Origin of the sequence: Nocardia sp. NPDC050718, assembly GCF_040654235.1 — a bacterium.
Lineage (GTDB): Bacteria > Actinomycetota > Actinomycetes > Mycobacteriales > Mycobacteriaceae > Nocardia.
On sequence record NZ_JBFAHQ010000011.1, the window covers coordinates 125,170 to 151,215 of the forward strand.

The following is a 26,046-nucleotide window of genomic DNA, read 5'->3' on the forward strand; positions in this document are numbered from 1 at the left end:
AGGTGGGAATGGTGGATATCAGTCCAAAAGGTGTGGTCGGTTCGATGCAGCGGTTGCTGGCTACCGCGCAGAACGGACTGGAGGTGATCCGCTTCGGCGGATTGGCCCACGATGTCGAGTCCTCGCCCTTCGAGGTCGTCGAGCGCAGACGCATGTACCGGCTGCGTCACTACTTCCCCGACGATACGACGCCGGGCCGCCCGGTGGCGCTGCTGGTTCCGCCGCTGATGGTGAACGCCGACATCTGGGACGTGAACGCCGCCGGCGGTGCCGTCGGGATCCTGCACGCGAGCGGAATCGACTGCTGGGTCATCGATTTCGGCTCGCCGGCTACCGAGGAGGGCGGCTGGGAACGTGACCTGGCCGACCACGTGCTCGCGGTGGACTCGGCCATCGACACCGTGTGCGAGGCCACCGGTGCGCAGCTGCACCTGATGGGCTACTCGCAGGGCGGCATGTTCGCCTACCAGACCGCCGCCTATAGGTACGGCAAGGGCGTGGCCTCCATCGTCACCTTCGGCAGCCCTGTCGACATCGTCGCGGGCATGCCGTTCGGGCTGCCCTACGGCGTGGTCTCCGAGGTCGCCGACTTCCTGGCCGATCACGTGATGCACCGTCTGCCGATCACCGAGTCGATGGTGCGCATCGGCTTCCAGATGCTGGACCCGGTCAAGACCGCCAAGTCGCGGATCGACTTCCTGCTGCAGCTGCACGACCGGGAAGCGTTGCTGCCCAAGGAACGTCAGCGTCGCTTCCTCAACAGCGACGGCTGGGTGGGGTATTCGGGTCCCGCGGTCGCCGATCTGCTCAAGCAGTTCGTCGCGCACAACCGGATGATGCTGGGCGGCTTCGTGATCCGCGATCACCCGATCTCGCTGGCCGAGCTGCGGTGCCCGATCCTGGCCTTCGTCGGCGAGGTCGACGACATCGGCCAGCCCGGTGCCGTGCGCGGCATCGTGCGGGCCGCGCCCAACGCCGAGGTCTACGAAGCCAGTTTGGTGGCAGGGCATTTCGGTCTCGTCGCCGGTTCGACCGCGACCAACCACACCTGGCCGATGGTGCGCGACTGGATCGCCTGGATGGACGGCAACGGCGCGCTGCCCGAGCAGATCGTGCCCATGAAGGAACACGTGGCGAGCAACGCCCCGCGCACCGCGGCGACCCGGGTGGTGCACACCGCGGCGTCGCTGGCCGAGGCGGGCGCCGGCGTCGGCAAGGCGCTGGAAGGCATCGCCAGCAACACGATTCGCGGTTCGGTCGAGATGGCGGGGGAGGCCGCGCGGGCGTTGCCGCGCCTGACCCGGCTCGGCATGATCCAGCCGCACACCCGCATCTCACTGGGCAAACTGCTGCACGAGCACGCCAAGCGGGCGCCGCAGAAGGACCTGTTCCTCTTCGACGACCGGGTGCACACCAATGCCGCGGTGGAGGTGCGCATCGACAATGTGGTGCGCGGCCTGATCTCGGTCGGCATCCGGCCCGCCACCCGGGTGGGCGTCGTCATGGAGACCAGGCCGAGCGCGCTGGCCGCCGTGGCCGCGCTCTCGCGTCTCGGCGCCGTCGCGGTGCTGCTGGCCCCCGGCGCCGAGCTGGACCGGGCGATGGAGCTGACCGGCGTGCAGACGCTGATCACCGACCCGGAGAACCTGCGCACCGCCGCCGCGACCGGCGCCAGGGTGCTGGTGCTCGGCGGTGGTGACGCCCGGCGGCTCGCGCTGCCGACCGGGGACCGGGTGATCGATCTCGAGCAGATCGACCCGTCGAAGGTGCGGGTGCCCGCGTGGTACCGGCCCAATCCGGGCCTGGCGCGCGAGCTCGCGTTCATCCTCGTCATCGGCACCGGTGACCGGCTCGAGGCCAAGTACATCACCAATCACCGCTGGGCGCTGTCGGCGTTCGGCACCGCCAGCGCGGCCGACCTCGATCGCCGCGACACCGTGTACTGCCTCGCGCCGCTGCATCATTCGTCAGGGCTGCTGGTGAGCCTCGGTGGCGCGATCGCGGGTGGCAGCCGGATCGCGCTGGCCAGGCCGATGGACATGGAGCCGGGCCGGTTCGCCGAGGAGGTGCACCGCTACGGCGTCACCGTGGTCACCTACACGTGGACGATGCTGCGCGACCTGCTCGACGCGCAGGTCTTCCCGGCCGGGCACAACCACCCGATCCGGCTGTTCATCGGCTCCGGCATGCCCGCCGGGCTGTGGCGGCGCACCCTGGAGCAGTTCACCCCGGCCCGGGTGCTGGAGTTCTACGCCTCGATCGACGGCGATGTGGTGCTGGCCAATGTGCCCGGCGCCAAGATCGGGTCCAAGGGCAGGCCGGTGCCGGGCACCGCGCACGTCGAACTGGTCGCCTACGACCCGGTCACCGAGCAGATCCTCGTCGGCGACGACGGTTTCGCACGGCGCTGCGCCGACAACGAGCCGGGTCTGCTGCTCGGCAAGTCGGTCGACGGTGGTGACCTGTCCGACGGTGGGCTGCGCGGCGTGTTCCGGGCCGGAGACGCCTGGTGGCCGACGGAGAACCTGTTCCGGCGCGACAGCGACGGCGACTACTGGCTGGTCGACCGCCGCGACACGGTGATCCGCACGGCGCGCGGGCCGGTGTTCACCCAGCCGATCATCGACGTGCTCAACGACATCACCCCGGTCGACATGGAGGTCGCCTACGGGTTGCCGACGCCGTCGGGCGTCCTGGCCGCGGCCGCGCTGAGCGTGCGCAAGGGGTTCCGCATCGAACCGGGTGACGTCACCGAGGCGATGCGGGCGCTGGCCCCCGACCAGCGACCCGATCTGGTCTACGTCGTCGACGAGATCCCGCGCAGCACCAGCTTCCGGCCGTCGGCCACGGCGGTGCAGGCCGCCGGCCTGCCGAAGGCGGGGCCGAACACCTGGATCTACCACCGGGAGGCCGACGTCTACGAGGTGCTCACCGATGCCGCGGCCGCGGCGTTGTTCGGCGGCCACTGAGTCGAGTCCGGGCCGATCGGTGCGCGTCGGGTAGATTGCCCGCGGCACTGATCGGCGTCCCGCGCTCCGGCGCGGGCGGACTCGGAGGTTCGGTAGTGATCGGCTCTCGGACGGGGACCGTCGCGGCTCGACTGGCGGCGCCGGTGGCCGTGCTCGCCGCGCTGCTCGCGGTCGCCCCGCCCGTCGCGACCGCCGAGACCGGACCGTCCGGGCTCGAATTCTATTCGCCCGCAGCGGATCTGGTGCCGGGCGAGCACGGCTCGGTGATCCGGTCGCGACCGCTCACCGGCGATCCCGCGCTGCCGGGTGCGCGCAACTACCTGGTGCTGTACCGCTCGGTGGACATGCGGGGCGCTCCGGTCGCGGTCTCCGGCACGCTCGCGGTGCCCGAGGGCGAGCCGCCCGCCGGTGGCTGGCCGCTGATCTCGTGGGCGCACGGCACCACCGGCACCGCCGACGTCTGCGCGCCGTCGCGGGACACCGACCCGTCCTTCCCCGCGCACGACTACACCGCACTCGCCCGCGATGTGCAGGCGCGCTGGATCGCCGCCGGATACGCGGTGGCCCAGACCGACTACCAGGGACTCGGCACGCCGGGCGCGCACGGCTACCTGATCGGGGAGGCCGAGCAGCGCGCCGTGGCCGATATGGCGACCGCCGCACGGGTCGTGGCGCCGGAGGTCGGCACCCGATGGGTGGCGATGGGGCATTCGCAGGGCGGGCAGGCCGCGATCTTCGCCAACGCGCGCTCGCAGGAGTGGGCGCCCGGGATGCGGCTGCTCGGCTCGGTGGCGATGGCCCCGGCGTCGCACCTGGGGCCCGTCGTGCGGGGGCTGAGCGTGATCGGGCACGCCGGGATCGCGGCGGACCGCGTCCCGGCCGGTTCGGTGGCGTTCCTGCCACTGTTCGTCCGCGGCGCGGAAACAATCGCCCCGATCGACCCGTCGACTTTCCTTGCGCCACAGGCATTGTCGATGCTCGATCAGGCCGACGACCGCTGCGTCGGGCAGCTGCGAGCCACCGACTCCTGGGGTGGACTCGATCCGGGCACGGTGTTCACCGATGATCCGGACGTCGACGCGCTCGCCGGGGTCCTCGACGCCAACGACCCGAGCTCGCTCCCGCTGACCACACCGCTGCTGGTGCAGCAGGGATCCGGCGACACCGTGGTACTGCCGCTCGCCACCGACGCCATGGTGGCTCGGCAGCGGGTCGCGGGTCAGGCGGTGGACTACCGCACCTACTCCGGCATCGACCACCGCGGCCTGCTCGCCGCCGGCTACGACGATGCCCTGGCCTGGGTGAACACGCGCTTCGGCCGCTGAACGCGCCCGGACTACACCCGGAACTCGGTGACCGCGTCGATGACGCGGGTCTGCTGCGCCCCCGAGAGCAGCGGCCACAGCGGCAGCCGCACGATCGTCGCCGAGAAGTTCGCCGATCGGGTGCAGGGCACCGGCGTGCGGCCGTACTTGAGCCCGGCCGGGCTGGAGTCCAGCGGAATGTAGTGGAACGGCGCGACGATCCCGCGCTCGGCGAGATGGCCGATGATGCCGTCGCGGCTCTCCTCGGTCGGCATCCGCAGATAGAACAGGTGCGCCGTGTGGCCCCGGTCGGCGGGCACCGTCATCGGGCGGACGTCGTTGCGGGCCGCCCACTCGGGCAACGCGGCCGCGTAGGTGTCCCACACCCGGTGGCGCTGCTGCTGGATGGTGTCGAACTCGGCCAGCTGCGCGTCCAGGACCGCCGCGTTGAGTTCGCTGGGCAGGTAGCTCGAGCCGATGTCCTGCCAGGAGTACTTGTCGACCTGGCCGCGCAGGAAACGCGCCCGGTCGGTGCCCTTCTCGCGCATGATCTCGGCGCGACCCATCAGGATCTCGTCCGAGAGCAGCAGCGCGCCACCCTCACCGCAGTGCACGTTCTTGGTGTCGTGGAAGCTCTGCGTGCCCAGCGTGCCGATGGTGCCGAGCTGCCTGCCGCGCCAGGTGCCGCCGAGGCCGTGCGCGTTGTCCTCGATGATCGCCACCCCGTGCTGCGCGGCCAGCGCGAGCAGCGGCTCCATGTCGGCGGCCACGCCGCCGTAGTGCATGACGACGATCGCCTTGGTGCGGTCGGTGATCGCGGCCGCCGCGGCCGCCGGGTCGATGTTGCCGGTCGCGTCGTCGATGTCGACGAACACGCACGTGGACCCGCGCAGCGCCATCGCCGTCGCCGCCGAGGTGAACGCGAAACTCGGGACGATCACCTCGTCCTCGGGCCCCAGCTCCAGCAGCAGCGCGCCGAGTTCGAGGGCATGCGTGCACGAGGTGGTCAGCAGGGCGTGGTCGGCGCCGGTGATGGCCTTGATCTTCGCCGTCGCCGACTTGGTGAACCGGCCGTCACCGTGACTGTGATCGGAATCGAGCACGGCCAGCAGATTGGCGCGCTCGGCGGCGGCGCGGAACGGCCTGCTGAAGATGATGCGCTCGTTCACTCGTGGTGACCCTTCTCCGCCGCGGCTGCCGGCGCCACGGCGTCGACTCGATGAGACACGGCCGGCGCATGCATCGTATCCGGGCGCGGCGTGGGGCTCTCGACCGTCAGGTACAGCGGCTTGCCGACCAGGATGTGCAGCGCCACACCGAGATACTCCGCGATCAGGCCCAGCGAGAACAAGGTGGCACCCGAGCACAGCAGCAGCACGACGATGATCGACGCCCAGCCCTCGGGATTGTGGTTGTCCTGGGTCAGCGCCTGCGCGATGATCACCGCCGCCATCACGACACCGCCGAGCGCGAGGGTCAACCCGAGCATGCTCACCAGACGCAGGCCACGGGTGCCGCTGCACAGCACCATCTTCCAGAACAGGGAGAACAGGCGGCGGTAGTTGTAGCCGGACTCGTCGCGGCCCTCGGCGCGCAGTTCCACCGGCACCTGGACGGCGTTGCCGACCACCCAGGTCAGCGCCACGTCCAGGTACACGCCGTTGGCGGCGACCTCGGCCAGCTGACGGCCGATGTCACCGCGGATCAGCCGGAAGCTCTCGAACCGCGTCGAATCCGGGAACGCGAACACCGTCGCCAGCACGATCTTGGCGCCGCGCGAGGTGAGATTGCGCAGGAAACCGTGCGGGCGGGTGTTGGTCGGCTTCGAGTAGACCAGGTCCGCGCGCGAGGCCAGCGCGGCGTCGAGGAAATCGGCGATGAAGGCCGGATCGTGCTGGCCGTCCTCGTCCATGGTGACGATCCAGTCGCCGCGTGCCGCGGCCATGCCCGCGATCGTCGCGGCGTCCTGGCCGAAGTTGCGGCTCAACCACACCGGGCGCACCTGCGGGTAGGTGCGGGCCAGATCCTGCAGCACCACGTCCGAGCGGTCGGGGCCGTTGTCGTGGACGAGGATGATCTCCTCGACCGCGAAGCGCGCGCCGTTCGTCGACGTCGACGGACCGGTCAGCCGGTCCAGCTCGGCCACCAGCGCCGCGATCGTCTCCTCGCCGCGATACACCGGGACGACCACCGACACCGAGTGCACCGGGCGCGACCCGTTGCGGTCGGGCGCACCGGCACGCAGAACGGCGCCGGAGCGGGACGAGGGTGCGGGAGGAAGCGGCATCGTCGACTTTCGTGTCTATTGGCGGCTGGCGCCGAGGACAGCAGAGACTCCTGCGGTGGTGCGCACTTTAACACCGGAATGCGACGCTTCGTGGTGTGGCATCGTGGGGCGATCGGAGGGTATTCCTGCAATGCCCGTGCGGCGGTGGCGCTGTGATCCTATACCTGTAGGGTCTGGTCCTCGTGGTGGAAAGTAGAACCCCTCCCCGTCGTGCCGTGTACCTGTGGGGCTTGATCACCTCCCTCGGAGTGATCGCGGGCTACGGCGCGGTTCTGCTGGCCAACGCCAGGCACTTCTACACCGACGACACCGAATCCCAGTACGTGCCGCTGTGGGTGATGCTCGGCAGGCGGCTGCGCGACGGTGATCTGCCGGTGATGGTGCCCGAGCACTGGATGGCCGGAAACTACTCGATCGAAGAAGCGGGACTGCTGAATCCGCCGCAGCTGCTGATCGATCTGATCGCGCCCTCGGTGGACAATCTCGTGCTGTACGCGACCGTGGTGAAACTGATCTTCGCGATCATCCTCGGCCTGGGCGTGTACCGGATCTGCCTGGCCTACGGCTCGAAGGTGCAGTGGGCCGCGCTGGCCGGCGTCTCGATCCCGTTCACCGGGTGGCTGTTGTTCTTCGACGAGGCCAGCTGGATGACCGCGTTCACCGGCACCGCGTGGATGGTGCACGCGTGGGCCTCGGGAGTCCGCTACGCGCGCGGCCGGGGCGGGCCGATCCCGGTGTTCGTGTACCTCTATCTCGCGATCTCGGTGCAGTACATCTTCCCGGCGGTGGAGGCCGGTCTGATGATCGGTGCCGTCGCGGTCGGCGAGCTGATCTACCAGAAGGCGTGGAAGCCGCCGCTGCGGCTGCTGGCCGTCGCCGGGCTGGCGGCGCTGGCCGGGGTGGCGACCTACCTGCCGTCGATGCTGTCGGCCAAGGTGACCTGGCGCGGCACCGCTCAGATCAACAACGACCAGTTCCTCACCGTGCCGTGGTCGGAATCGCTGAACGCGAGCCTGCCCTCGACCCTGCCCGCCTTCACCTCCTGGTGGGGCTATGTGCAGCCGCTGCCGGTGGTCTACATCGCCTGGTTCCTGATCCCGGCGCTGGCGTTCATCGATTGGGGTAAGGCGCGGGCCGCGTGGCGAGAGCTCAGCGGCATCGCGCTGTTCGCGATCGCGGCGCTGATGTGGACCGCGGGCCCCGGCACGATCGGCCCGCTGCGCTGGCCCGCCCGCGTGCTGCCGATGGTGGCGCTGGGTCTGCTGCTGCTGGTCTGCGTGCTGCTCGGCCGGTTCGCCACCTTCAAGGACTGGCGTTCGCGCGGCGTCGCCGCCGCGGTGCTGATCGGTCTGCTCTGGGTGCGCTCGTTCTCGGCCGACCCGCACAACTGGGCGGTCCACGTCGGCGCGGCGCTGGTCCTGGCCGCGCTCGGCGCCGGGGTGGTGTGGCTGGCGGTCCACAAGGGCACCTCGGCGGCGGTCGCGCTGGCGATCGTCGCGGTGTTCCCGATCGCCTACTTCCAGGTCGACCGGGCGCAACCGACCCCGATGAGCTGGAACCTGCCCAGCGACCGCGCGGCCGCCATGGCCGCGTTCCCTGACTTCGCCGGCACCACCCTGCAACTGGGCGATCGCGCGCTGATCCAGCCGGGGGAGCGCACCCTCGACGGCGTCTACGGTTCGCTGGTGTTCGGCAATTACGCCAAGGACCTCGAGCTCACCTACGTCAGCGGGTACACCCCGAACGGGCACTACTGGTTCGGCGACATGCTCTGCATGCGCTGGGACACCAGCGTCTGCCCCGACGCGTACCGGCGCGCATTCGCGGTCGAGCCGTCGACCGGCAAGACCATCGTCGACCTGATGAACGTCGACCGGGTCGTCCTGCAACGCGCGCTCTACCCGGACGCGCGTGCCCAGGAAGCCCCCGCGGGCTGGAAGTGGGTCGACTACCCGGGCCACGAGAAGTACATCGCGGTGCTCGAACGCGAGAACGGCCTGATCTCCACCCGCAACGGCCGCGTCTCCGCGGTCGAGGGCGGTACCGCGGTCTCGGTGTCGGAGTCCGACACCACCAGCGAGGTCAGGGTCAGTTCCGAGAACGGCGGCCGGGTGGTGTTCGCGCGGCTCGGCTGGCCGGGCTACCGGGCGAGCATCGACGGCAAGGACGTGCCGTTCACGGTGGTCGCGAAGAGCTTCGTCGCGGTCGACATCCCGGCGGGCACCCGCAACGGCGACCTCGAGCTGACCTGGCGTCCGCCGGGCTGGAAGATCGGCGGCGCCGCCATCGTGCTCGGCCTGCTCGGCCTCGGGCTGTTCCAGTGGCTCTACGTGCGCGGCCGCAAGCCCGAGGACGAACAGGACGCGCCCGCGGCCGAGTCGATCCCCGCCGACGACACCGAGCTCGCGGACGCGGTGCGATGACCGCCGAGGCGGCGTCGGCGGGCGGCGTGCTCGAGACGCCGGGCCCGCTGCTGCGCATCGTCAAGCGCCAGGAACTGGCGTTCGCGATCGTCGGCGGCTTCAACACCCTGCTCGGCATGGCGCTGACGGTGTTCTGGCTGAGCGTCTTCGGCGACGGCAGGCCAGGCCTCGCGGTGGTCGCGGCGTACGCGGTCAGCATGGTGCTCGCGTTCGTGCTGCACCGCACCCTGGTGTTCCGGGTGCGGGGGCGGGTGCTGCGCGACTTCGTCGCCTTCTGCGGGGTCAACGCGGGTGGGCTGGTGCTCAACGTGATCCTGGTCGAGGTGGCCGTGACGGCGCTGGGGTTCCCGGCCGCGCCCGCGTCGGTGATCGTGATGGGTCTGGTGGCGGTGCTCAGCTTCTTCGGGCACCGCTACATCTCGTTCCGGCGGGCGCGGTAGGTTAGGGACATGGCGCACGAATCCACCATCGACGCAACCCTGCTCGGCCTGCTGGCCTGCCCCCAGGACAAGGGCCCGCTGCAGCTGGTGCGCACCGAATCGGACGCGAGTGTGCTCTACAACCCGCGCCTGCGCCGGGCCTACCCGATCGACAACGGCATCCCGGTGCTGCTGGTCGACGAGGCCCGCGACGTCGACGACGCCGAGCACGAGTTCTTCACCGCCCAGTCCTGAGCGGAACGGCCCACAGCGCCGCGGCACCGGCGATCAGCGCGATCCCGGTCACCAGCAGCGCGGGCCTGCCACCCCACAGCTGCGCGCACACTCCGATCGCCACCGTGGTCGCGGCGACGACCGCGCTGTTGGTGACGGCCCATGCGGTCAGCACGCGGGTGGTGACGCCGGGCGCGATGCGTTCGAGCCGGTAGGTCGCGAACACGGGGGTGAACACCGCCATGGCCGCGACGATCCGGGTCTGGATCACCAGCACGACGACCATCCCCGGCACGCCCGCGGGCGTCCACGCCAAGCCGATCGACACCCCGACCCGCGCGACTCCCGCGCCCCGCAGGACCACGCCCGCGCCGAAACGGCGCACGAGCGGCCCGGTCAGCCGGGTCGCCGCGAGACCGCCGAGGCACGGCACCCCGAGGACGACCCCGTACTGCCAGGTCGCGAAGCCGAGATCGCGGACGAGCAGCACCGTCAGCACCGGCGCGCTGCCCAGGATCAAGCCGTTGACCAGACAGGTGTGCACACACAGCAGCCGCAGCGCCGGATCGGCGACGATGATCCGCAGACCCACCCCGGTACCGCCCACCACCGCTGACCGCGTCGCGACCGACTCCCGCGCCCGGATCCCGGCCAGCGCGCAGGCCGACCCGAGATAGCTGACCGCATCGATCGCCACGGTGATCGCCGGCCCGAACAGCCCGAGCAGCACCCCGCCGACGGGCGGCCCGGTCGCGGTGACCGCCCATTGCGTCGCCTCGAGCCTGCTGTTGGCCGCGAGCAGCAGCTCCGGCGGTGCCACCACGCGCAGCAGCGAACCCCGCGCGGCGGTGAACACGATCGTCGCCGCGGCGGTGACGGCCGCGACCGTCACCAGCAGCCCGTACCCGAGCATCCCCAGCCACCACGCCGTGGCCACGCTCGCCAGCACCGCGCAGCGCACCAGATCGGCGCCGATCAGCACCGCGCGCTGGGGCGCGCGCTCCGCCCAGCCACCCAGCGGCGCCGCCAGCACCGCGCCGGCCGCCGGTCCGACCGCGGCCAGCGCCGCCACCGCGAACGCCCCGGCCCCCAGCTGCGTCACCGCGAGCAGGGCGAACGAATCCAGCGCGATCCGGCTGCCGAGGGCGCTGACGCCGAACGAGGTCCAGAGCCTGCGGAAGTCGCGGCCGAGCCGGGGCGCCGAGACGGCGGTGCTGCGCATGCCCGACACCGAAACACCGCGCACCCCAGCGGATCAAACAACGGATCGCGCGATTCGCACAACCCACGGTTGTCCGCCGATGTCCGCGTGCCTGTCTAGGGTGGACCCCGTGGATTTCCGAGCCGTGGCCACCTTCGTCGCCGTCGTCGACACCGGGCAGTTCCAGGAGGCCGCGATCGATCTCGGCATCAGCCAGCAGGCGGTGTCCAAGCGCATCGCGGGCCTGGAGGCCGCCTACGGCACGCAGCTGTTCCGCCGCACGCCGCACGGCGCCGAGCTGACCGCGACCGGCCGGGAGCTGCTGCCGCACGCCCGCGAGATCCTGCTGGCCTGTCACCGCGCGGAAGCGGCGCTGCGGCCACCGACGCGGCCGCTGCGCGTCGACGTGATCGCCACCAGGGTCGGTTCGGCCGCCCTGCTGCAGCGCTTCCACCGTGCCCATCCGGCGGTGGAGCTCGACGTCGTGACCCTGCGCGGCGACGCGGCCGTGCCTGCGGTCGCGGACGGCGAGATCGACGCGGCGCTGCTGGCGGTCGCGTCGCCCGTGCTGCCGGACGCGGTCGTCGCGCACCGGGTCTACGACGAACCGCTGCAACTACTCGTCGGCGCGGAACACCCACTGGCCGAACGGCCTTCGATCCGGATGGCCGAACTGCGCACGGTGCGGCTGTGGATGCCGGGCCTGGCGACCGGTACCGAATGGGACGCCTACTACCGCGATCTCACCGCCGACTTCGACCTCGACATCGATCGCGCCGGACCCAACTTCGGGATGGAGCATCTCCTCGACACGATCGGCGGCGACCCGCGGACCGCGACCCTGATCAGCCTCGACACCCGCATCGAGGCCGCCTCCCGCCGGAATCTGCGCCGCATCGAGCTGATCGACCCGACGCCCTGTTACCCCTGGTCGGTCTGCGTGCGCACCGACGACACCCACCCGGCGGTGCCCACCCTGCTGGCGCATTTCGCGACCGGCCGTCCGGTCGAACCCGCCGACCGCTGGCTGCCACCGTGGGCACGCGCCGACGCGAGTCTCCCCACGGGCCCGCTTTAGGAGTTAGGGTTACCTCAGTCGTCACCCGGCGGGTGGCGATATCCGTCCGGCGACCGGAAGAGGTGCCTTCGATGTCCGACGACGTAGCTCTGAGCGGTGTCCCGCTGACCATGCTCTGGACCCTGCACAACCGCGGGTCGGAGGTGAAGCGACCCGACGCGGTCCTCACCGACCCGGATTGCGAACGCCTGTACGACACCATCGATTTCGACTATGTCCGCACCTTCGGCGCACCCGACGGCACGCACGCGGTGCGCTCGGCGCGCTTCGACGAGGCGCTGCGGCCGTGGCTGGCCGCCCACCCCGGCGGGACCGTGGTCGAACTCGCCGCCGGGCTGGAGACCCAGTTCCAGCGCTGCGACGACGGCAGGGTGCGCTGGCTGTGTGTCGACGTGCCCGAATCGATCGAGATCCGCCGCCGGTTCCTGCCGCCCACCGAGCGCTGCGAGTACCTGCCGATCAGCGCGCTCGATCTGAGCTGGCTCAACCACGTCGACCCGGCGCGCGGCGTGTTCGTCACGGCCCAGGGGCTTTTCATGTATTTCGCGCCCGAGGACGTGTGCCACCTGGTCACCGCGATCCTCGAACGCTTCCCCGGCGTCGAGCTGATGTTCGACACCATCCCACCGTGGTTCTCGCGCAAGACGATGCGCGGCTTCCGCAAGACGCCGGACTACCTCGCGCCGCCGATGCCGTGGGGTGTCGAGCGGAGCCGGATCGCCGCGCTGCTGCGGTCGTGGACACCCGCCGTCGACGAGGTCACGGTGAGTTCCTACGGGCCATCGCACGGTCCACTCGCCGCCACCCTGCCGCTGTTCGCCGCGCTACCGGTGCTGCGCGACATCCCGCCTGCCATCGTGCGGGTGCGCTCGTGCTGAATCACGCACCGCCGGTACCGATATCGCCGGTCAGGTAGCGCTGCACCGCGGGGCCGACCGCGGCGACGACCTCGTCGATCGGCATCGACGCCAACGGCTCGATGTCGACGATCTTGCGCGCGGTGAGCAGGCCGACCATCTGCGCGGCCGCCAGCGCCACCCGCGCCCGGCCGTCGTCGGTGGGGGTGGCGATCCGCACCCGGACCCGTTCGAGCACCACCTGGAGCAGGAACGCGCGGGCCGGGCTCGCCTCGCCGCCGCCGAAGATGCTGCGCACCGTGGCGACCACGCCCGGCCCGGCGGGGGAGTCCCACACCCCGACCACCGAGCGCACGATCGTGGCGCCGAGCTCGTCGAGCGGCGCGTGGTCGACCGCGGTCAAGGTCGCCTCCGGATCGACGGGGAACTCCACGGCCGCGGCGAACAGCTGCTGCTTGGTGCCGAAATAGTGGTGTACCAGCGCGGGGTCGACGTCGGCGTCCCCGGCGATCGCCCGGATGGAGGTCTTGTCGAAACCGTTGTCGGCGAACCGGATCCGGGCCGCGTCGAGGATCGCCGCGCGCGTATCGGTATTGCCGGGCCTGCGCCCGGTCCGACCGGATCGCGTGGTGCCCGAACCGGATTCGCCGTCGGTCATGTGTCCGTCTCTCCTGCTCCGCTAGGGGGTCCGTCGTCGCAGGGTAGCCGCGCCGAGGCACAGCGCGATCACCGCGAACCCGGCGACCACCGCGATATCGCGCCACATGGTCGCGGTCGGCTCCGGGTACAGCGACACCTGCTGTAGCGCGTCCACCGCGTAGCTCAACGGCATCACATTGCTGATCGCCTCCAGCCAGTCGGGTAGCTGGTCGCGCGGAACGAGCAGGCCGCACAGGAAGATCTGCGGCGCCACCACCACCGGCATGAACTGCACGGCCTGGAATTCGGTGCGCGCGAACGCGCTGGCCAGCAGGCCGAGCGCCACTCCGCACACCGCGTCGACCATGGCGATGAGCATCACCCAGCCGGGATTGCCCGCCGCGTTCATCCCGAGCAGCCAGAAGGCCACCAGGCAGGCGACGGCCGCCTGCGCGGCGGCGGCCAGCGAGAACGCGCTGCCGTAGCCGGCCAGCAGGTCCAGATTGCGCAGCGGAGTGGTGAGCAGGCGCTCGAGCGTGCCCGAGGTGCGTTCGCGCTGCATCGCGATGGCGGTGATCAGGAACATCACGATGAACGGCAGGATCCCGAGCATGGTGATGCCGACCCGGTCGAAGATCGTCAGCGGGGCGTGCGGCGGGCGGGGCGCGTCCTGGTAGATGAAGTACAGCAGTGTCATCAGCAGGGCCGGGACCACCAGGATCATGGCCACGGTGCGGTGATCGTTGCGCAGCTGCCGCAGGATCCGCCCGGTGGTGGCGGTGTAGGGGCGCAGGGTGGTAATCATGCGCGCTCTCCCATCGTGATCAGGGTGAGGAAGGCGGTCTCGAGGTTCTGTTCGTCGGTGCGTTCGCGCAGCTCGTCGGGGCTGAGCTGGGCGAGCAGGTGGCCGTCGCGCATCAGCAGCAGTCGATCGCAGTGCTCGGCCTCGTCCATCACGTGACTCGAGACGAGCAGGGTCGTGCCTTGCGCCGCCAGTTCGTGGAACTGCTTCCACAGCTCGACCCGCAACACCGGGTCGAGACCGACGGTCGGTTCGTCGAGCACCAGCAGTTCCGGCTTGCCGACCAGCGCGCAGGCCAGCGACGCCCTGGTCTTCTGCCCGCCCGAGAGCTGGTCGCCGAGCTGGTCGGCGTATTCGCGCAACCCGACCGAGGTGAGCGCGGAGTCGACGTCGTCGCGATCGCGGCCGTAGAGCGCGGCGTAGTAGGCGACGTTCTCGCGGACGCTGATGTCGGCGTAGATGCTCGGCGCCTGGGTGACGTAGCCGACCCGGCGCCGCAGTCCGGCGCTGCCCGCCGGCTCGCCGAGCACGGTGACGCTGCCCGACTCGACGATCTGCGTGCCGACGACGCTGCGCATCAGGGTGGTCTTGCCGCAGCCCGACGGTCCGAGCAGGCCGGTGATCGAACCGCGCGGGATGTCGAGGGTGAGCCCGTGCAGGACGGTGCGTTTGCCGCGCGTGACGGTCAGTCCGTCGACCCGGACGGCGGACGGTGGCGGCGTGGGGTGCGACATGGTCGCCTCAATTCATCGAGTGTTGAATTCACTACGTGATGAATTTAGCGCGACCACGTCGGCGGGACAAGGGTCAGTGCGCGTGTCGAGGGGGTGTCGCGGCCTGCTGACCTGGCTCGACGACCACGAACTGGCCCATCATCCCCAGGTCCTCGTGCCAGAGCAGATGGCAGTGGTACATGTACGGGGTGTCCGGATCGGCGGGTCCGTCGAAGCGCAGGGCCAGGGTCGCGGTGGTGTTGGGCGGCAGGAAGATGGTGTCCTTGGCGCCGGTCAGCGCGGGCGGCGGCGGGGCGCCGCCGTAGTCGAGCACCCGGAACTGCACGTCGTGGACGTGGAAGTTGTGCGGCATCCCGTCGGCGTTGCGGACCACCCATTTCTCGGTCGTGCCCCGGGTGACGGTCGTGTCGACCCGGTCCATCGCCATCGGGGAGCCGTTGATCCCGGCGAAGGTGAGATCGAAGCGGCGCTCCACGGCGGCGTCGGCGCCGTCCGGCGTCGACGGGGGGACGAGCGCGCCCGGCAGTTCGGGGGAGGGGCGCAGCGTGTTCGCGGCGCGGAGTTCGAGGGCATCGAAGCGGTCGTCGCCCCCGGAGAACCGGTTGGTCCAGAAGTCCAGGCCCACGTCGAGCTGTTCGCTGCGCAGTACCGCACGCTCACCCGGCCGCATCCGCACCACGATCTCGGCCCGCTCGCCGGGCGAAAGATGTAGGGCCGTCATGGTTTCCGGGCGTTCGAGCAGACCGCCGTCGGAGGCGATCAGCGAGAACCGCTTGCTGTCGCGGAAGGCGAAGTTGTAGATCCGCGCGGTCGAGGCGTTGAGCAGGCGCAGCCGGACCAGCTCGTCGCCGACCTCCTGGTACGGCGCGAGGGTGCCGTTGACCAGGAGGCGGTCACCGAGGAACCCGACATCGCGGAAGGCTCCGTGGCTGCCGTCGAAGCGGTCCCCGCGCAGGCGCATGTCCTGCACGATCACCGGGATGTCGTCGACGCCGTAGGTGTCCGGCAGCGGCAGCGCGCCCGCGGCGTCGTCGTCGACGAGGAACATGCCCGCCAGGCCGCGGCGCACGTGGTCCTCGGTGGCGCCGTGCGGGTGGGGGTGGTACCAGAGCGTCGAAGCGGGTTGCGCGACAGTCCATTCCGGCGTCCACGTCCGGCCCGCAGCGACCATCTGATGCGGTCCGCCGTCCATCTTCGCGGGCAGGTGCATGCCGTGCCAGTGCACCGTCGACGCTTCGGGCAGCTGGTTGCGCACGTGCACCCGCACCCGCTCGCCGCGAGCGGCCCGCAGGGTCGGGCCCAGATAGCTGCCGTTGAACCCCCAGGTCTCGGTCGCCCGTCCCGGCTCGAATTCCGAGGTGCCGGAACGCATGTCGAGGGCGAACACCCGGGTGCCGTCCGGGTCGACGGTCGAGGGCGCCAGGGGTGGAATCGCCAGTGGCCGGGCGAAATCCGTGCTGCCGACGGTGGACACGTCGGCGCCGGCCCAGGTCCAGGTCACCAGGCCGGCGATCGCCAGCACCAGGGTGAGGGCGAGCGCGGCGGCGCCGAGCAGTATCCGGCGCACACGGCCGGGTCGAGAGGGGGAAGCCATGATCCGACGGTAGGGACGGCGACCGTGCTCGCACATCGGGAAGATTCCCCCACCCGACCCTGGCTCGCACCCTGACCGCATCGGTATTCCGGCAGGTCACCAGGGGTTTTCGAGCCCCGATCGCATGATGTGACGCGGGTCACATACGCTGGTTGTCACGTTCCTGCGAGGTCGTTTGTCCTATCGACATCCCACCGACAAGGAGCACCGCAATGCACACCACCACGCACCGCATCGTCGTCCTCGGCGCCGGCTACACCGGCATGCTGGCCGCGGTCTGCCTGGCCCGCCGGACCCGTAGGCTCGATGTCGCGATCACCCTGGTCAACCCGTCGTCGCGGTTCACCGAGCGGCTGCGGATGCACCAGATCGCCGCAGGCCAGGAACTCGCGAACCACCACATCCCGGACCTGATCGCCGGAACGGGAATCGAATTCGTGCAGGGCTGGGCCACCGCGGTCGACCCGGACGCGCGCCGGGTACACGTCGACGGTGTCGGCGACCTCGCCTACGACGAGCTCGTCTACGCCCTCGGCAGCACCACCGACACCACCGGCGTCCCCGGCGTCGCCGACCACGCCTGGACCCTGAACGACCCCAGGCACGCGCACGCCTTCGCGGGCGAGCTCACCCGACTGGCCGCCACCGGCGGCACGGTGACGGTGTGCGGCGGCGGCCTCACCGGCATCGAGGCGGCCACCGAGATCGCCGAGAGCCACCCCGGCCTGCGCGTGACCCTGGTCAGCTCGGCCGAACCGGGCGCGATGATGGGCGACAAGGCCCGTGCCCATCTGAACAAGGTGATGGACCGGCTCGGCATCGTCCGCGTGGTCGGGCACCGGGTCACCAAGGTGCTGCCCGACGCGGTCGAGCTCGCCGACGGCACCAGGATCGACACCGACCGCACCCTGTGGACCAGCGGGGTGCGGGTGTCGCCGCTGGCCGCCGCGGCGGGCATCGCGACCGACGAGCGCGGGCTGATCGTCGTCGACCCCACCCTGAAGTCGGTGTCGCACCCCACGATCCACGCGATCGGCGACGCCGCCGCGGTCCGCCAGGCCTGGGGACAGATCCACGGCACCTGCCAGAGCGGCCTGCCCACCGCCGCCTACGCGGCCGGGGCGATCGCGGCCGGGCTGCGCGGCAAGGCGGTGAAACCGTTCCGGTTCGGCTACTTCCACCAGCCGGTGAGCCTGGGTCGCCGCGACGCGGTCATCCAGTTCACCCGTGCCGACGACACCCCCGGCCGCTTCTACCTGACCGGCTGGGCCGCCCGGACCTACAAGGAGATGGTCAGCGGCAGCCCGGTGCCGTCGTTCAAGACGAACCGGTGGGTGCCGATGAGCGTGCAGCTGTCCAAGGGCGGCAAGGCGACTCGCGCCGCCGCGTGAGCGAACCGACGGAGCGTGCCATGGTTGACCCCATGCCAGACCAGGATCCCTTCCTCGAACACCGCAGGCTGCTGTTCTCGACCGCCTACCGCATGCTCGGCACGGTCACCGACGCCGAGGACATCCTGCAGGACGCCTGGATCAAGTGGAACGGCACCGATCGGGCCGCTGTCGACCATCCGAAGGCCTACCTGGTCCGCACCGTCACCAACCTGTCGCTGAACCGGCTCACCTCCGCCCGGGTGACCCGCGAGTCCTACGTCGGCCCCTGGTTGCCCGAACCGGTGCTGACCTCACCCGACATCGCCGAGGACACCGCATTGGCCGACACCGTCTCCACCGCGATGCTGGTGGTCCTGGAAACCCTGACCCCGGTCGAACGCGCGGTGTTCCTGCTGCGCGAGGTGTTCGGCTACTCGCACGCCGAGATCGCCGAGGCCCTGGACCGTTCGGAGGCGAGCGTGCGCCAGATCGCGCACCGCGCCAAGAACCATGTGCAGTCGCGTCGGCCGCGCTTCGACACCGACAAGGCCGCGCGCGCCCACATCACCGAACGGTTCATGGCGGCCTGCGCGGGCGGTGACCTGAACGCCCTGATGGACCTGCTCGCCCCTGACGTGACCTGCTGGTCCGACGGCGGCGGGGTGGTCACCGCCGCCCGCAGGCCGCTGCACGGCCCCGACCACGTCGCCCGCTGGATCCTCGGCGTGCTGGCCAAACCGTCCTCGGCGGGCGCCGAACTCAGCGCCGCCGAGATCAACGGCGAACTCGGCACGCTCGCCTCCTTCGGCGGCAACCCCGGCGCCGCGTTCACCTTCGACCTCGTCGACGGGCGCATCCACAATCTGCGCTTCCAGGTGAACCCTGGCAAGCTGGCCGGGCTCTACCACGGCACCGAGCTGCTCGGCTGAATCCCGGTGCGGGCGAGCCGACTTCGGAATATCATCGAGGTCGACGCCTTGCCCCGCGCGGAAGGTGGCTGCGATGCCAGGTCCCGGCGTGTGGAACCCCGACCGAACTCCCGCGGAGTTCGCCGACCGCTATCACGATCTCGTCCTCGAGCAGTACAAGCTCTACGTCGAGATGGCCGACCGGATCAGCGCGCGTCGCGCCGTCACCAACGGCTTCTTCCTCACCCTCAACACCAGCGCCTTCACCGTCATCGGGCTCGTGCTGCAGTTGCGGCCGGGCCGGGGCGTGTGGACGCTGATCTTCCCGACGGTGGCGCTGGTCGTGCAGTGCGGCGCTTGGTATTACACGCTGCGGTCCTATCGTCAGCTCAATGCCGCCAAGTACCGGGTGGTGGGCGAACTGGAGGAACGGCTCCCCGCCTCGCCGTACTGGCGGGCGGAGTGGGCGGCGCTCGGGCAGGGCCGCGACCGCAAGCTCTACACCCCGATCACCCACCTCGAACAGTGGGTGCCGGTGGTCTTCGGGAGCACCTATGTGGTCATCTACCTCGTCGCCGTGCTGACGTGACGGTGGGGGAACGACATGACCGCCGAGGATCTCCGGGACCGCGTCCGCGCGAAGGAAACGGAGTCGCTGCGCTCGGCGCTGGGTAACACCGCGCTGGCAGTGCCGTGGGCGGCCGCGATCGTCGGGCTCGTCGTCTTCGCGCCCGAACCGCTCGCCGACGCCGTGCCCGAGGTACCCCTGTCGACCTGGCGGACGCTGGTGTTGTTCCCGGTGGTGCTGTGCTGCTTCGGCCTGTTCGAGCGCGGATGGAACGGCACCCGCGACTGGTACGACTGGCAGCGCGCGCACAGCGTGCGGCTCGCGGTCGACCGGCGGCCCGAGCACGCCGCGCTGCTGATACCGCCGCTCGAGGATCACCTCAGCGCGCTGCGCGCGGTCCGCGGACACCGGCAGGTGATGTGGCGACGAGCCAGATGGGTGGTGATCCCGGTCGGCCTGGTCGTCGCCATCGCGATCTGGGGCGTCCAGGTGGAGGAGCCCGACGGCACCATGCGGGACGTGCCCGCGGCGCCGTACGTGGTGGTGCTCGTGCTGATCGCGATCGCCGTCGTCGGCGCGGCGCTGCCCCGCTGGCGGCGCTGGCAGGCGGGCGCCACCGCGGAGAAGTGGTCGCGCGACCCCGCCTACGCGGCCGCGCTGGATCGCCTGGCCGCCGACCCCGTCGACGTCCGCGCCGCCGACATCCCCACGCTGCGCGTGCGGTTCGTGCGGCCGAGCCCGGCCGCCTACAAAGTGAGAACCGTGTCGGCCACCCGCAATGTGTTCGGCTGGCCGCCCGAGGAGATCGCCTACCTGCGCCTGTTCGACAACCACGCCAGGATCCGCAGCTTCCTGCGCGGGGCGTGGCGGGAATTCGGCTACGTCCACATCCTGCGCGGTTCGGGATCGGTGAGTCCGGCGGAGGTGGCGCAAGCCAGGTCCGGCAACGCGATCCGCACCCTGTTCGCCACCTCGCCACGCACCTTCCGCGCCGCGCTGGCGGCGTGTCCCACCGAACCGCTGCCGCCCGGCCGACGCAGGCTCACCGGCATCACCAACACCGCCGAACGCGTGCACGACCCGGCGGGCAGCTACCCGGTCCGGGCCCTGCTGTGTCACGGCAGTTTCTGGCAGAGCGCCGTCGACATGCTGCTCGCCCGTGTCGGATTCGTCGTCGTCGACCTGTCCGGCTACCTCCCCGCCAACACCGGAACCCAGTTCGAGCTGCAACGGGTGATCGACCGGTTCCCGCTGACCGGTGTGGTCCTGCTGTGTGACGAGTCCGCCGACCGCACCTTCCTGCGCGCCCAGATCCACTACCACTGGACCCGCATGGCGGCCGGTTCCCCCAACGCGGGCGTCGGCGAGCGCACGGTCCTGGTCGCCATCACCGGCGCCGGTCGCGACGCCGATCGCGCCCTCATGGCCCAGCTCCTCGAACGCCGCAGGGGCCGGGCATAACCGACCGGTCATCATGCCGCGCGCCGTGCTCGCCGCCGACCTACTATTCGCCGGTGACAGATACATCTCCGGCGCCCGGCCCCGACGGCGGGCAGGTGCGAGTCTCCACCCTCGAACTGTTCTTCGATCTCGTCTTCGTCTTCACCATCACCCAGCTCACCCACGTGTTCGTGCACCACCCGGACTGGGAGGCGCTGCTGCAGGTGGCGTTGATGTTCGGCGTGATCTGGTGGATGTACGGCGGGTACGTGTGGCTGACCAACGAGGTCGCGCCGAGCAGTTCCTCGCGGCGCACCTGGTTGCTCGTCGGGATGTCGGCGTTCTTCGTGCTCGCGCTCGCCGTGCCGGATGCCTTCCACGGCACCGGGATCGCGTTCGGCGTGGGGTACGCGCTGGTGACCGCGATCCACACGGCGATGTTCGCCTCGGCGGGCGGTGCCTCGGCGAGCCTGGCGATCCGGCGGATCGGGCCGCTCAACGCGCTGTCGGCCGCGCTGGTCCTCGGTGGTGGGTTCACCCACCCGCCGGTGCAATACCTGCTGTGGGCGGCCGCGTTCGCGGTGCAGATCCTCAGCCCGTACCTCGTCGACGCAGGCGGTTTCGTGGTGCGCGCGTCGCACTTCTGCGAGCGGCACGGCCTGGTCATCATCGTGGCGCTCGGTGAATCGATCGTCGCGCTCGGTGTCGGCCTCGCGGACGAGCCCATCACGGTCGGGCTGATGGCGATGGTCGCCCTCGGGCTCGCGCTGGCGTACGTGCTGTGGTGGGCCTACTTCGGCTTCGACGACGAACGCGGCGAGCACGCGCTGGCCGCGCGCCCGGCCACCGACCGCGTCCGGCCCGCCCTGGTCGCCTACGACTACGCCTACTACCCGCTGCTGATCGGTGTCATCCTGACCTCGGCGGGCATCGCGCTGAGCATCGCGCACGGTGACGAGCCGGTGGGCTGGGGTGCCGCCGGCGCGCTCTCGGGCGGTGTCGCGCTCTACTTCGCCGGGCAGGCGTGGTTCCGCGCGACCCTGGGCCTGGCCGGTGCTCGCGCCCGGCTGATCGGTGCCGTCGTGGTCGCCGCGACCGCCCCGATCGGGGTGTACACCGTCGCGTGGGCGCAGCTCGCCGCGCTGGTCGCCCTCGCGTACGCGGTCGTCATCCTCGACGACCGGCGCATCCTGCGCGCGGGCCAGCACAGCGCCTACGCCTGACCCGGCCGCGCGGCGGGATGGGCGACAATGACGATCGTGTCCGCTCAGGAACTGGCCGTCGATCCGCCCACCGCCGCGCGCAGGCTGCTCGGCGCGACCCTGTCGTCCGGGCCGGTGGCGCTGCGCGTCGTCGAGGTCGAGGCCTACGGCAGCGATCCGGCCGGGCCGTGGCCCGACCCGGCCGCCCATTCCTGGCCGGGACCGACCGCCCGCAACGCGGTGATGTTCGGCCCCGCCGGGCGGCTCTACGTCTACCGGTCCTACGGAATCCACCTGTGCGTCAACGTGACCACCGGTTTCGACGGAATCGCGGGCGCGGTGCTGATCCGCGCGGGGGAAGTGGTCGATGGTCTCGACGTCGCCCGCGCGCGCAGGCCCGCCGCCCGCACCGACGCCGATCTGGCGCGCGGGCCCGGCAATGTCGGCAGCGCGCTCGGAATCAGCCTGTCCGACTACGGCACCGAACTGTTCGATCCCTTCGCCGACATCCGGCTGCACCTGGCCGAACCGGTGCCCGCGGCCCAGATCGCGGAGGGTCCGCGCGTCGGTGTCAGCGTGGCCGCCGAGGTGCCGTGGCGGTTCCGGTTGCCGTCGCCCGCGGTGTCGGTCTATCGCCGCAGTCCGCGCGCTCCAGAACTTCCGCCGAAGAATTCTTCCGCGCAGCGATGAATTCCGCGGACGGGGTCCGTCCTATCTGGTGAACGCGCTACCCACCGAGCGCGACCGACCCGAAGGACACGAAATGACCACCACCGCCACCGCTTCCGCGAACTTCTCCGGCACCGCCTACCGCCCCGGCACGATCCGCAACCGCGTCCTGTGGACCCTGCAGGTGGTGCTCGGCCTGTTCTTCATCATCGCGTCGGGTGGCCCGAAGCTCGTCATCCCGAACATGCTGATGGACAACGCCCCCGAGAACCTGACCATCCCGCTCGGGCTGCTCGTCTTCATCGGCCTCGCCGAGGTGGCCGGTGGTATCGGCCTGATGGTGCCGCGGCTCGCCGCCCTCGCCGCCGCGGGCCTGTCGGTGCTCACCGTGCTCGCCGCCGCGACCCAGGCCTTCATCGCCGACAAGCCGTCGATGGCGATCTTCCCGCTGGTGCTGGCCGCGATCTTCGCCTGGATCGCCTACGAGCGCCGCGGCAACCTGCCCTTCTCGGCCCGGTGAGCCACCGACCGCGCTGAGCATCGCCGGACCCCTCGGGTCCGGCGATTTTCGGCGTCCACGGACACCGGTGGGGTTGTCCGTGGGCACAAGGTCCCGGCGCGGAACTCGTTGGCGAATCCTATGGGACGCAGGGTACTTCCGATGCGACGATCGATGCCTACATGCCCCGACGGCCTTCCGCAGGAGAAATTCGTGCTCACGTTCACCAGCAGCGACGGCATCACCATCCACGTCCGGAGCTGGTCGCCCACCGCCGCGGAACCGGTGGGCGTCGTGCAGATCGCGCACGGGATGGGGGAGCACTCCGACCGGTACAGCCACCTGGCCGCCACGCTGGCCGGCGTCGGCTACGTGGTCTACGCCGCCGATCACCGCGGCCACGGCTACAGCATGTTCTCCGAGCCGGGACAGCTCGGCGCGGACGGCTGGAATCTGCTGGTCGCCGACCAGGTGACGCTGACCGGTCTGCTGCGCGAGCGTCATCCCGGCCTGCCGGTCACCCTGTTCGGGCACAGCCTGGGGTCCTTCGCGGTGCAGCAGTACCTGCTCGACCACTCCGCGCTCGTCGACGAGGCCGTGCTGTGCGGGTCGACGGCGGTCGACGGCCTGTTCGACGCGATCGCGGCCGCCGGCGGCGACCTCACCGCGTTCTTCAACGCGCGCTTCCAGCCGACCCGCACCGACGCCGACTGGATCAGCACCGACGAAGCCCAGGTCGACGCCTATCTCGCCGACCCGTGGTGCGGCTTCCCGGTCGACGACGCCAACATGGCGCTGCTCGCCACCACCGCCTACCAGCGCCTGTCCGATCCGAGCACCGTGCGCCCCGACCTGCCGGTCTACGTGATGGTCGGCGATCAGGACCCGCTCAACGACAGCACCCGGCTGTCCGATCGGCTCGTCGAGCGCTACCGCGACGCGGGGCTGACCGACATCACCTACCGGATCTACCCGGGCGCCAGGCACGAGGTCCTCAACGAGGTCAACCGGGACGAGGTCGAGGCCGATCTGGCCGCCTGGGTCACCCGGGCCCGGGTCTGAGCACCCCGTCCGCCGAACACGGCCCGACCTGCGCGCGGGCGGCGGAACGAGTACGGAAAGATAGAACACCGTGACCGGCGACATCTTCGACGAACTGACCTGGCGCGGCCTGATCGCGCAGTCCACCGACCTGGACGAACTGCGCGCGGCGGCCGCCGCCGCGCCGCTGACCCTGTATGCCGGCTTCGATCCCACCGCGGCGAGCCTGCACGCGGGTCACCTCGTCCCGCTGCTCGCCCTGAAGCGGTTCCAGCGCGCCGGTCACCGGCCGATTGTGCTCGCCGGTGGCGCCACCGGCCTGATCGGCGACCCGCGCGATGTCGGCGAGCGCACCATGAACTCCACCGACACCGTCGCCGAGTGGGCGGGCCGCATCCGCTCCCAGCTCGAGCGGTTCGTCGACCTCGACGATTCGCCGACCGGCGCGGTCATCGCCAACAACATGGACTGGACCGGACCGCTGTCCACCGTCGACTTCCTGCGCGATGTCGGCAAGCACTTCTCGGTGAACGTCATGCTGGCCCGCGACACCGTCAAGCGGCGGCTCGAAGGGGAGGGCATCTCCTACACCGAGTTCAGCTACATGCTGCTGCAGGCCAACGACTACCTGCAGCTGCGCCGCGAGTACGGCTGCACGCTGCAGGTCGGCGGCTCCGACCAGTGGGGCAACATCATCGCCGGCGTCGAGCTGAACCGCCGGGTCGACGGCGCGCACGTGCACGCCCTCACCGTCCCGCTGGTGACCTCGGCCGACGGCAAGAAGTTCGGCAAGTCCACCGGCGGCGGCAGCCTCTGGCTCGACCCCGAGCTGACCAGCCCCTACGCCTGGTACCAGTACTTCGTGAACACCGCCGACGCCGACGTCGTGCGCTACCTGCGCTGGTTCACCTTTCTGAGCCGGGAGGAACTCGACGCGCTCGAGCAGGCCACCGTCGAGCGTCCGTTCGCCCGCGAGGCCCAGAAGCGCCTGGCCGCGGAGATGACCACGCTGGTGCACGGCGAGGCCGAGACCACCGCGGTGGAACTGGCCAGCCAGGCCCTGTTCGGTCGCGGCGAACTGCGCGACCTCCCCGCGTCCACCCTGGGTGCCGCCCTGCGCGAGACCTCGATCGACGGCAAGGTCGCCGAGGTGGTGCCCGGTGAACCGAACACGATCGTCGATCTGCTCGTCGCGTCCGGCCTGGCCGAGAGCAGGGGAGCGGCCCGGCGCGTGGTGACCGAGGGCGGTGCGTCGGTGAACAACGAGCGCATCGGCGACATCGAGTGGACCCCGTCCGACGCCGACTACCTGCACGGCGAGTGGCTGGTACTGCGTCGCGGCAAGAAGAACATGGCCGGCGTGCGCCGCATAGCCTGACCGCGCGGCGGAGGCCTGAGTCACATCCGTGTGATTCAGGCCGGTACGCGGTCCGGTGGCGTCCCGCTGACCTGCGCAGATGCCCTGCTGTCCAGGCGATTTGACGCAGCGTTTTCCGGCGCGTAACTTATTGGAAGTCAGAGCGACACGGACACCAACCCGGAGCCGAGACGCTGATCCAGAGGATCGGCGGGCCAGGGAAAACGCGGTAGGACGGGGAGCGCCTGGCGTTGCCTCGACTGTGTGACCAGCGTTACGATTGACATCGCCTGGAAGCGCAGTTAGGCTGGAACAGTTGCCCTGCAGAAGATCCGGACGAGAGCCGGTGGTTCTGCTTGTGCGTGTGTTCTTTGAGAACTCAATAGTGTGTCGATGAATGTCAGTGCCAATATTATTATTGGTTCCGGCCTCTCATACCCCCCGGTTG

Annotated in this window: 23 protein-coding genes; 16 read left to right on the top strand and 7 right to left on the bottom strand. The window is 70.6% G+C overall.

Going from position 1 to position 26,046, the window contains the following annotated elements; all coding sequences use genetic code 11:
• Nucleotides 1-8: 8 nt before the first annotated feature.
• Both AB0H54_RS31955 and AB0H54_RS31960 read left to right on the top strand, forming a co-directional pair.
• On the top strand, nucleotides 9-2,969 hold the full coding sequence (locus tag AB0H54_RS31955; RefSeq protein ID WP_357350530.1) for an AMP-binding protein: 2,961 nt from the start codon (nucleotides 9-11) through the stop codon (nucleotides 2,967-2,969).
• 95 nt (nucleotides 2,970-3,064) lie between these two features.
• The gene (locus AB0H54_RS31960; protein ID WP_357350532.1) at nucleotides 3,065-4,294 is read left to right on the top strand and encodes a lipase family protein; all 1,230 of its coding nucleotides are present in this window, start codon (nucleotides 3,065-3,067) and stop codon (nucleotides 4,292-4,294) included.
• An 11-nt stretch (nucleotides 4,295-4,305) separates the two neighbouring features.
• On the opposite strand, the gene rffA is transcribed toward AB0H54_RS31960, so the two are convergent.
• On the bottom strand, nucleotides 4,306-5,442 hold the full coding sequence (gene rffA, locus AB0H54_RS31965) for a dTDP-4-amino-4,6-dideoxygalactose transaminase (protein ID WP_357350534.1): 1,137 nt from the start codon (nucleotides 5,440-5,442) through the stop codon (nucleotides 4,306-4,308).
• The gene (locus tag AB0H54_RS31970; RefSeq protein ID WP_357350575.1) at nucleotides 5,439-6,479 is read right to left on the bottom strand and encodes a glycosyltransferase; all 1,041 of its coding nucleotides are present in this window, start codon (nucleotides 6,477-6,479) and stop codon (nucleotides 5,439-5,441) included. The genes rffA and AB0H54_RS31970 overlap by 4 nt, the downstream gene beginning before the upstream one ends.
• Before the next feature lie 296 nt (nucleotides 6,480-6,775).
• Here AB0H54_RS31970 and AB0H54_RS31975 point away from each other — a divergent pair, with 296 nt between their 5' ends.
• From AB0H54_RS31975 to AB0H54_RS31985, 3 genes are read left to right on the top strand one after another with little or no spacing between them, the layout of a single operon-like run.
• Nucleotides 6,776-8,983 (top strand): hypothetical protein, encoded by a 2,208-nt coding sequence (locus tag AB0H54_RS31975; RefSeq protein ID WP_357350577.1) that lies wholly within the window; start codon nucleotides 6,776-6,778, stop codon nucleotides 8,981-8,983.
• Complete coding sequence (locus tag AB0H54_RS31980; RefSeq protein ID WP_355281791.1) at nucleotides 8,980-9,423, top strand: GtrA family protein; 444 nt, start codon at nucleotides 8,980-8,982, stop codon at nucleotides 9,421-9,423. The genes AB0H54_RS31975 and AB0H54_RS31980 overlap by 4 nt, the downstream gene beginning before the upstream one ends.
• Before the next feature lie 9 nt (nucleotides 9,424-9,432).
• Complete coding sequence (locus AB0H54_RS31985; protein WP_355281793.1) at nucleotides 9,433-9,657, top strand: Trm112 family protein; 225 nt, start codon at nucleotides 9,433-9,435, stop codon at nucleotides 9,655-9,657.
• On the opposite strand, the gene AB0H54_RS31990 is transcribed toward AB0H54_RS31985, so the two are convergent.
• The gene (locus AB0H54_RS31990; protein ID WP_357350536.1) at nucleotides 9,641-10,858 is read right to left on the bottom strand and encodes an MFS transporter; all 1,218 of its coding nucleotides are present in this window, start codon (nucleotides 10,856-10,858) and stop codon (nucleotides 9,641-9,643) included. The genes AB0H54_RS31985 and AB0H54_RS31990 overlap by 17 nt on opposite strands.
• 109 nt (nucleotides 10,859-10,967) lie before the next feature.
• On the opposite strand from AB0H54_RS31990, the gene AB0H54_RS31995 reads away from it, so the two are divergent.
• Nucleotides 10,968-11,915, top strand: coding sequence for a LysR family transcriptional regulator (locus AB0H54_RS31995; RefSeq protein WP_357350538.1), 948 nt, complete (start codon nucleotides 10,968-10,970; stop codon nucleotides 11,913-11,915).
• Nucleotides 11,916-11,986: 71 nt separating this feature from the next.
• The gene (locus AB0H54_RS32000) at nucleotides 11,987-12,793 is read left to right on the top strand and encodes a class I SAM-dependent methyltransferase (protein WP_357350540.1); all 807 of its coding nucleotides are present in this window, start codon (nucleotides 11,987-11,989) and stop codon (nucleotides 12,791-12,793) included.
• A 1-nt stretch (nucleotide 12,794) separates the two neighbouring features.
• On the opposite strand, the gene AB0H54_RS32005 is transcribed toward AB0H54_RS32000, so the two are convergent.
• From AB0H54_RS32005 to AB0H54_RS32020, 4 genes are all read right to left on the bottom strand, one after another.
• Entirely contained in the window at nucleotides 12,795-13,430 is a 636-nt protein-coding gene (locus tag AB0H54_RS32005; RefSeq protein WP_357350542.1) for a TetR family transcriptional regulator, read from the bottom strand.
• A gap of 21 nt (nucleotides 13,431-13,451) precedes the next feature.
• Nucleotides 13,452-14,216: an ABC transporter permease gene (locus AB0H54_RS32010; protein ID WP_357350544.1), complete on the bottom strand. Its 765-nt coding sequence runs from the start codon at nucleotides 14,214-14,216 to the stop codon at nucleotides 13,452-13,454.
• Entirely contained in the window at nucleotides 14,213-14,947 is a 735-nt protein-coding gene (locus AB0H54_RS32015) for an ABC transporter ATP-binding protein (protein ID WP_357350546.1), read from the bottom strand. The genes AB0H54_RS32010 and AB0H54_RS32015 overlap by 4 nt, the downstream gene beginning before the upstream one ends.
• 73 nt (nucleotides 14,948-15,020) lie before the next feature.
• A complete protein-coding gene (locus AB0H54_RS32020; RefSeq protein ID WP_357350548.1) occupies nucleotides 15,021-16,541 on the bottom strand; it encodes a multicopper oxidase domain-containing protein in 1,521 nt (506 codons plus the stop codon).
• A 212-nt stretch (nucleotides 16,542-16,753) separates the two neighbouring features.
• Here AB0H54_RS32020 and AB0H54_RS32025 point away from each other — a divergent pair, with 212 nt between their 5' ends.
• From AB0H54_RS32025 to tyrS, 9 genes are all read left to right on the top strand, one after another.
• Nucleotides 16,754-17,932 carry an FAD-dependent oxidoreductase gene (locus AB0H54_RS32025; RefSeq protein ID WP_357350550.1) on the top strand — a complete coding sequence of 393 codons (1,179 nt, stop codon included), beginning with the start codon at nucleotides 16,754-16,756 and terminating at the stop codon, nucleotides 17,930-17,932.
• A 32-nt stretch (nucleotides 17,933-17,964) separates the two neighbouring features.
• A complete protein-coding gene (locus AB0H54_RS32030; protein WP_357350552.1) occupies nucleotides 17,965-18,843 on the top strand; it encodes an RNA polymerase sigma-70 factor in 879 nt (292 codons plus the stop codon).
• Between the two features lie 73 nt (nucleotides 18,844-18,916).
• A complete protein-coding gene (locus tag AB0H54_RS32035) occupies nucleotides 18,917-19,411 on the top strand; it encodes a hypothetical protein (protein WP_357350554.1) in 495 nt (164 codons plus the stop codon).
• 15 nt (nucleotides 19,412-19,426) lie between these two features.
• The gene (locus AB0H54_RS32040) at nucleotides 19,427-20,851 is read left to right on the top strand and encodes a hypothetical protein (RefSeq protein ID WP_357350556.1); all 1,425 of its coding nucleotides are present in this window, start codon (nucleotides 19,427-19,429) and stop codon (nucleotides 20,849-20,851) included.
• 53 nt (nucleotides 20,852-20,904) lie between these two features.
• Nucleotides 20,905-22,053 (top strand): low temperature requirement protein A, encoded by a 1,149-nt coding sequence (locus AB0H54_RS32045; RefSeq protein WP_355281824.1) that lies wholly within the window; start codon nucleotides 20,905-20,907, stop codon nucleotides 22,051-22,053.
• Nucleotides 22,054-22,089: 36 nt separating this feature from the next.
• Nucleotides 22,090-22,722: a DNA-3-methyladenine glycosylase gene (locus AB0H54_RS32050; protein ID WP_357350558.1), complete on the top strand. Its 633-nt coding sequence runs from the start codon at nucleotides 22,090-22,092 to the stop codon at nucleotides 22,720-22,722.
• Between the two features lie 73 nt (nucleotides 22,723-22,795).
• Nucleotides 22,796-23,221, top strand: a complete 426-nt coding sequence (locus tag AB0H54_RS32055; protein WP_357350560.1) for a DoxX family protein — start codon at nucleotides 22,796-22,798, stop codon at nucleotides 23,219-23,221.
• 192 nt (nucleotides 23,222-23,413) lie between these two features.
• Nucleotides 23,414-24,262, top strand: coding sequence for an alpha/beta hydrolase (locus AB0H54_RS32060; RefSeq protein WP_357350562.1), 849 nt, complete (start codon nucleotides 23,414-23,416; stop codon nucleotides 24,260-24,262).
• Between the two features lie 70 nt (nucleotides 24,263-24,332).
• Nucleotides 24,333-25,619, top strand: a complete 1,287-nt coding sequence (gene tyrS / locus AB0H54_RS32065; protein WP_357350564.1) for a tyrosine--tRNA ligase — start codon at nucleotides 24,333-24,335, stop codon at nucleotides 25,617-25,619.
• Nucleotides 25,620-26,046 lie beyond the last annotated feature (427 nt).

Coding starts and splice junctions, on each gene's coding strand:
- AB0H54_RS31985 (WP_355281793.1), top strand. CDS start 9,433: ATGGCGCACGAATCCACCATCGACGCAACCCTGCTCGGCCTGCTGGCC.
- AB0H54_RS32030 (WP_357350552.1), top strand. CDS start 17,965: ATGCCAGACCAGGATCCCTTCCTCGAACACCGCAGGCTGCTGTTCTCG.
- AB0H54_RS32035 (WP_357350554.1), top strand. CDS start 18,917: ATGCCAGGTCCCGGCGTGTGGAACCCCGACCGAACTCCCGCGGAGTTC.
- AB0H54_RS32015 (WP_357350546.1), bottom strand. CDS start 14,947: ATGTCGCACCCCACGCCGCCACCGTCCGCCGTCCGGGTCGACGGACTG.
- AB0H54_RS32000 (WP_357350540.1), top strand. CDS start 11,987: ATGTCCGACGACGTAGCTCTGAGCGGTGTCCCGCTGACCATGCTCTGG.
- AB0H54_RS31955 (WP_357350530.1), top strand. CDS start 9: ATGGTGGATATCAGTCCAAAAGGTGTGGTCGGTTCGATGCAGCGGTTG.
- AB0H54_RS31980 (WP_355281791.1), top strand. CDS start 8,980: ATGACCGCCGAGGCGGCGTCGGCGGGCGGCGTGCTCGAGACGCCGGGC.
- AB0H54_RS32025 (WP_357350550.1), top strand. CDS start 16,754: ATGCACACCACCACGCACCGCATCGTCGTCCTCGGCGCCGGCTACACC.
- AB0H54_RS31990 (WP_357350536.1), bottom strand. CDS start 10,858: ATGCGCAGCACCGCCGTCTCGGCGCCCCGGCTCGGCCGCGACTTCCGC.
- AB0H54_RS32005 (WP_357350542.1), bottom strand. CDS start 13,430: ATGACCGACGGCGAATCCGGTTCGGGCACCACGCGATCCGGTCGGACC.
- AB0H54_RS32010 (WP_357350544.1), bottom strand. CDS start 14,216: ATGATTACCACCCTGCGCCCCTACACCGCCACCACCGGGCGGATCCTG.
- AB0H54_RS32040 (WP_357350556.1), top strand. CDS start 19,427: ATGACCGCCGAGGATCTCCGGGACCGCGTCCGCGCGAAGGAAACGGAG.
- AB0H54_RS32020 (WP_357350548.1), bottom strand. CDS start 16,541: ATGGCTTCCCCCTCTCGACCCGGCCGTGTGCGCCGGATACTGCTCGGC.
- AB0H54_RS32055 (WP_357350560.1), top strand. CDS start 22,796: ATGACCACCACCGCCACCGCTTCCGCGAACTTCTCCGGCACCGCCTAC.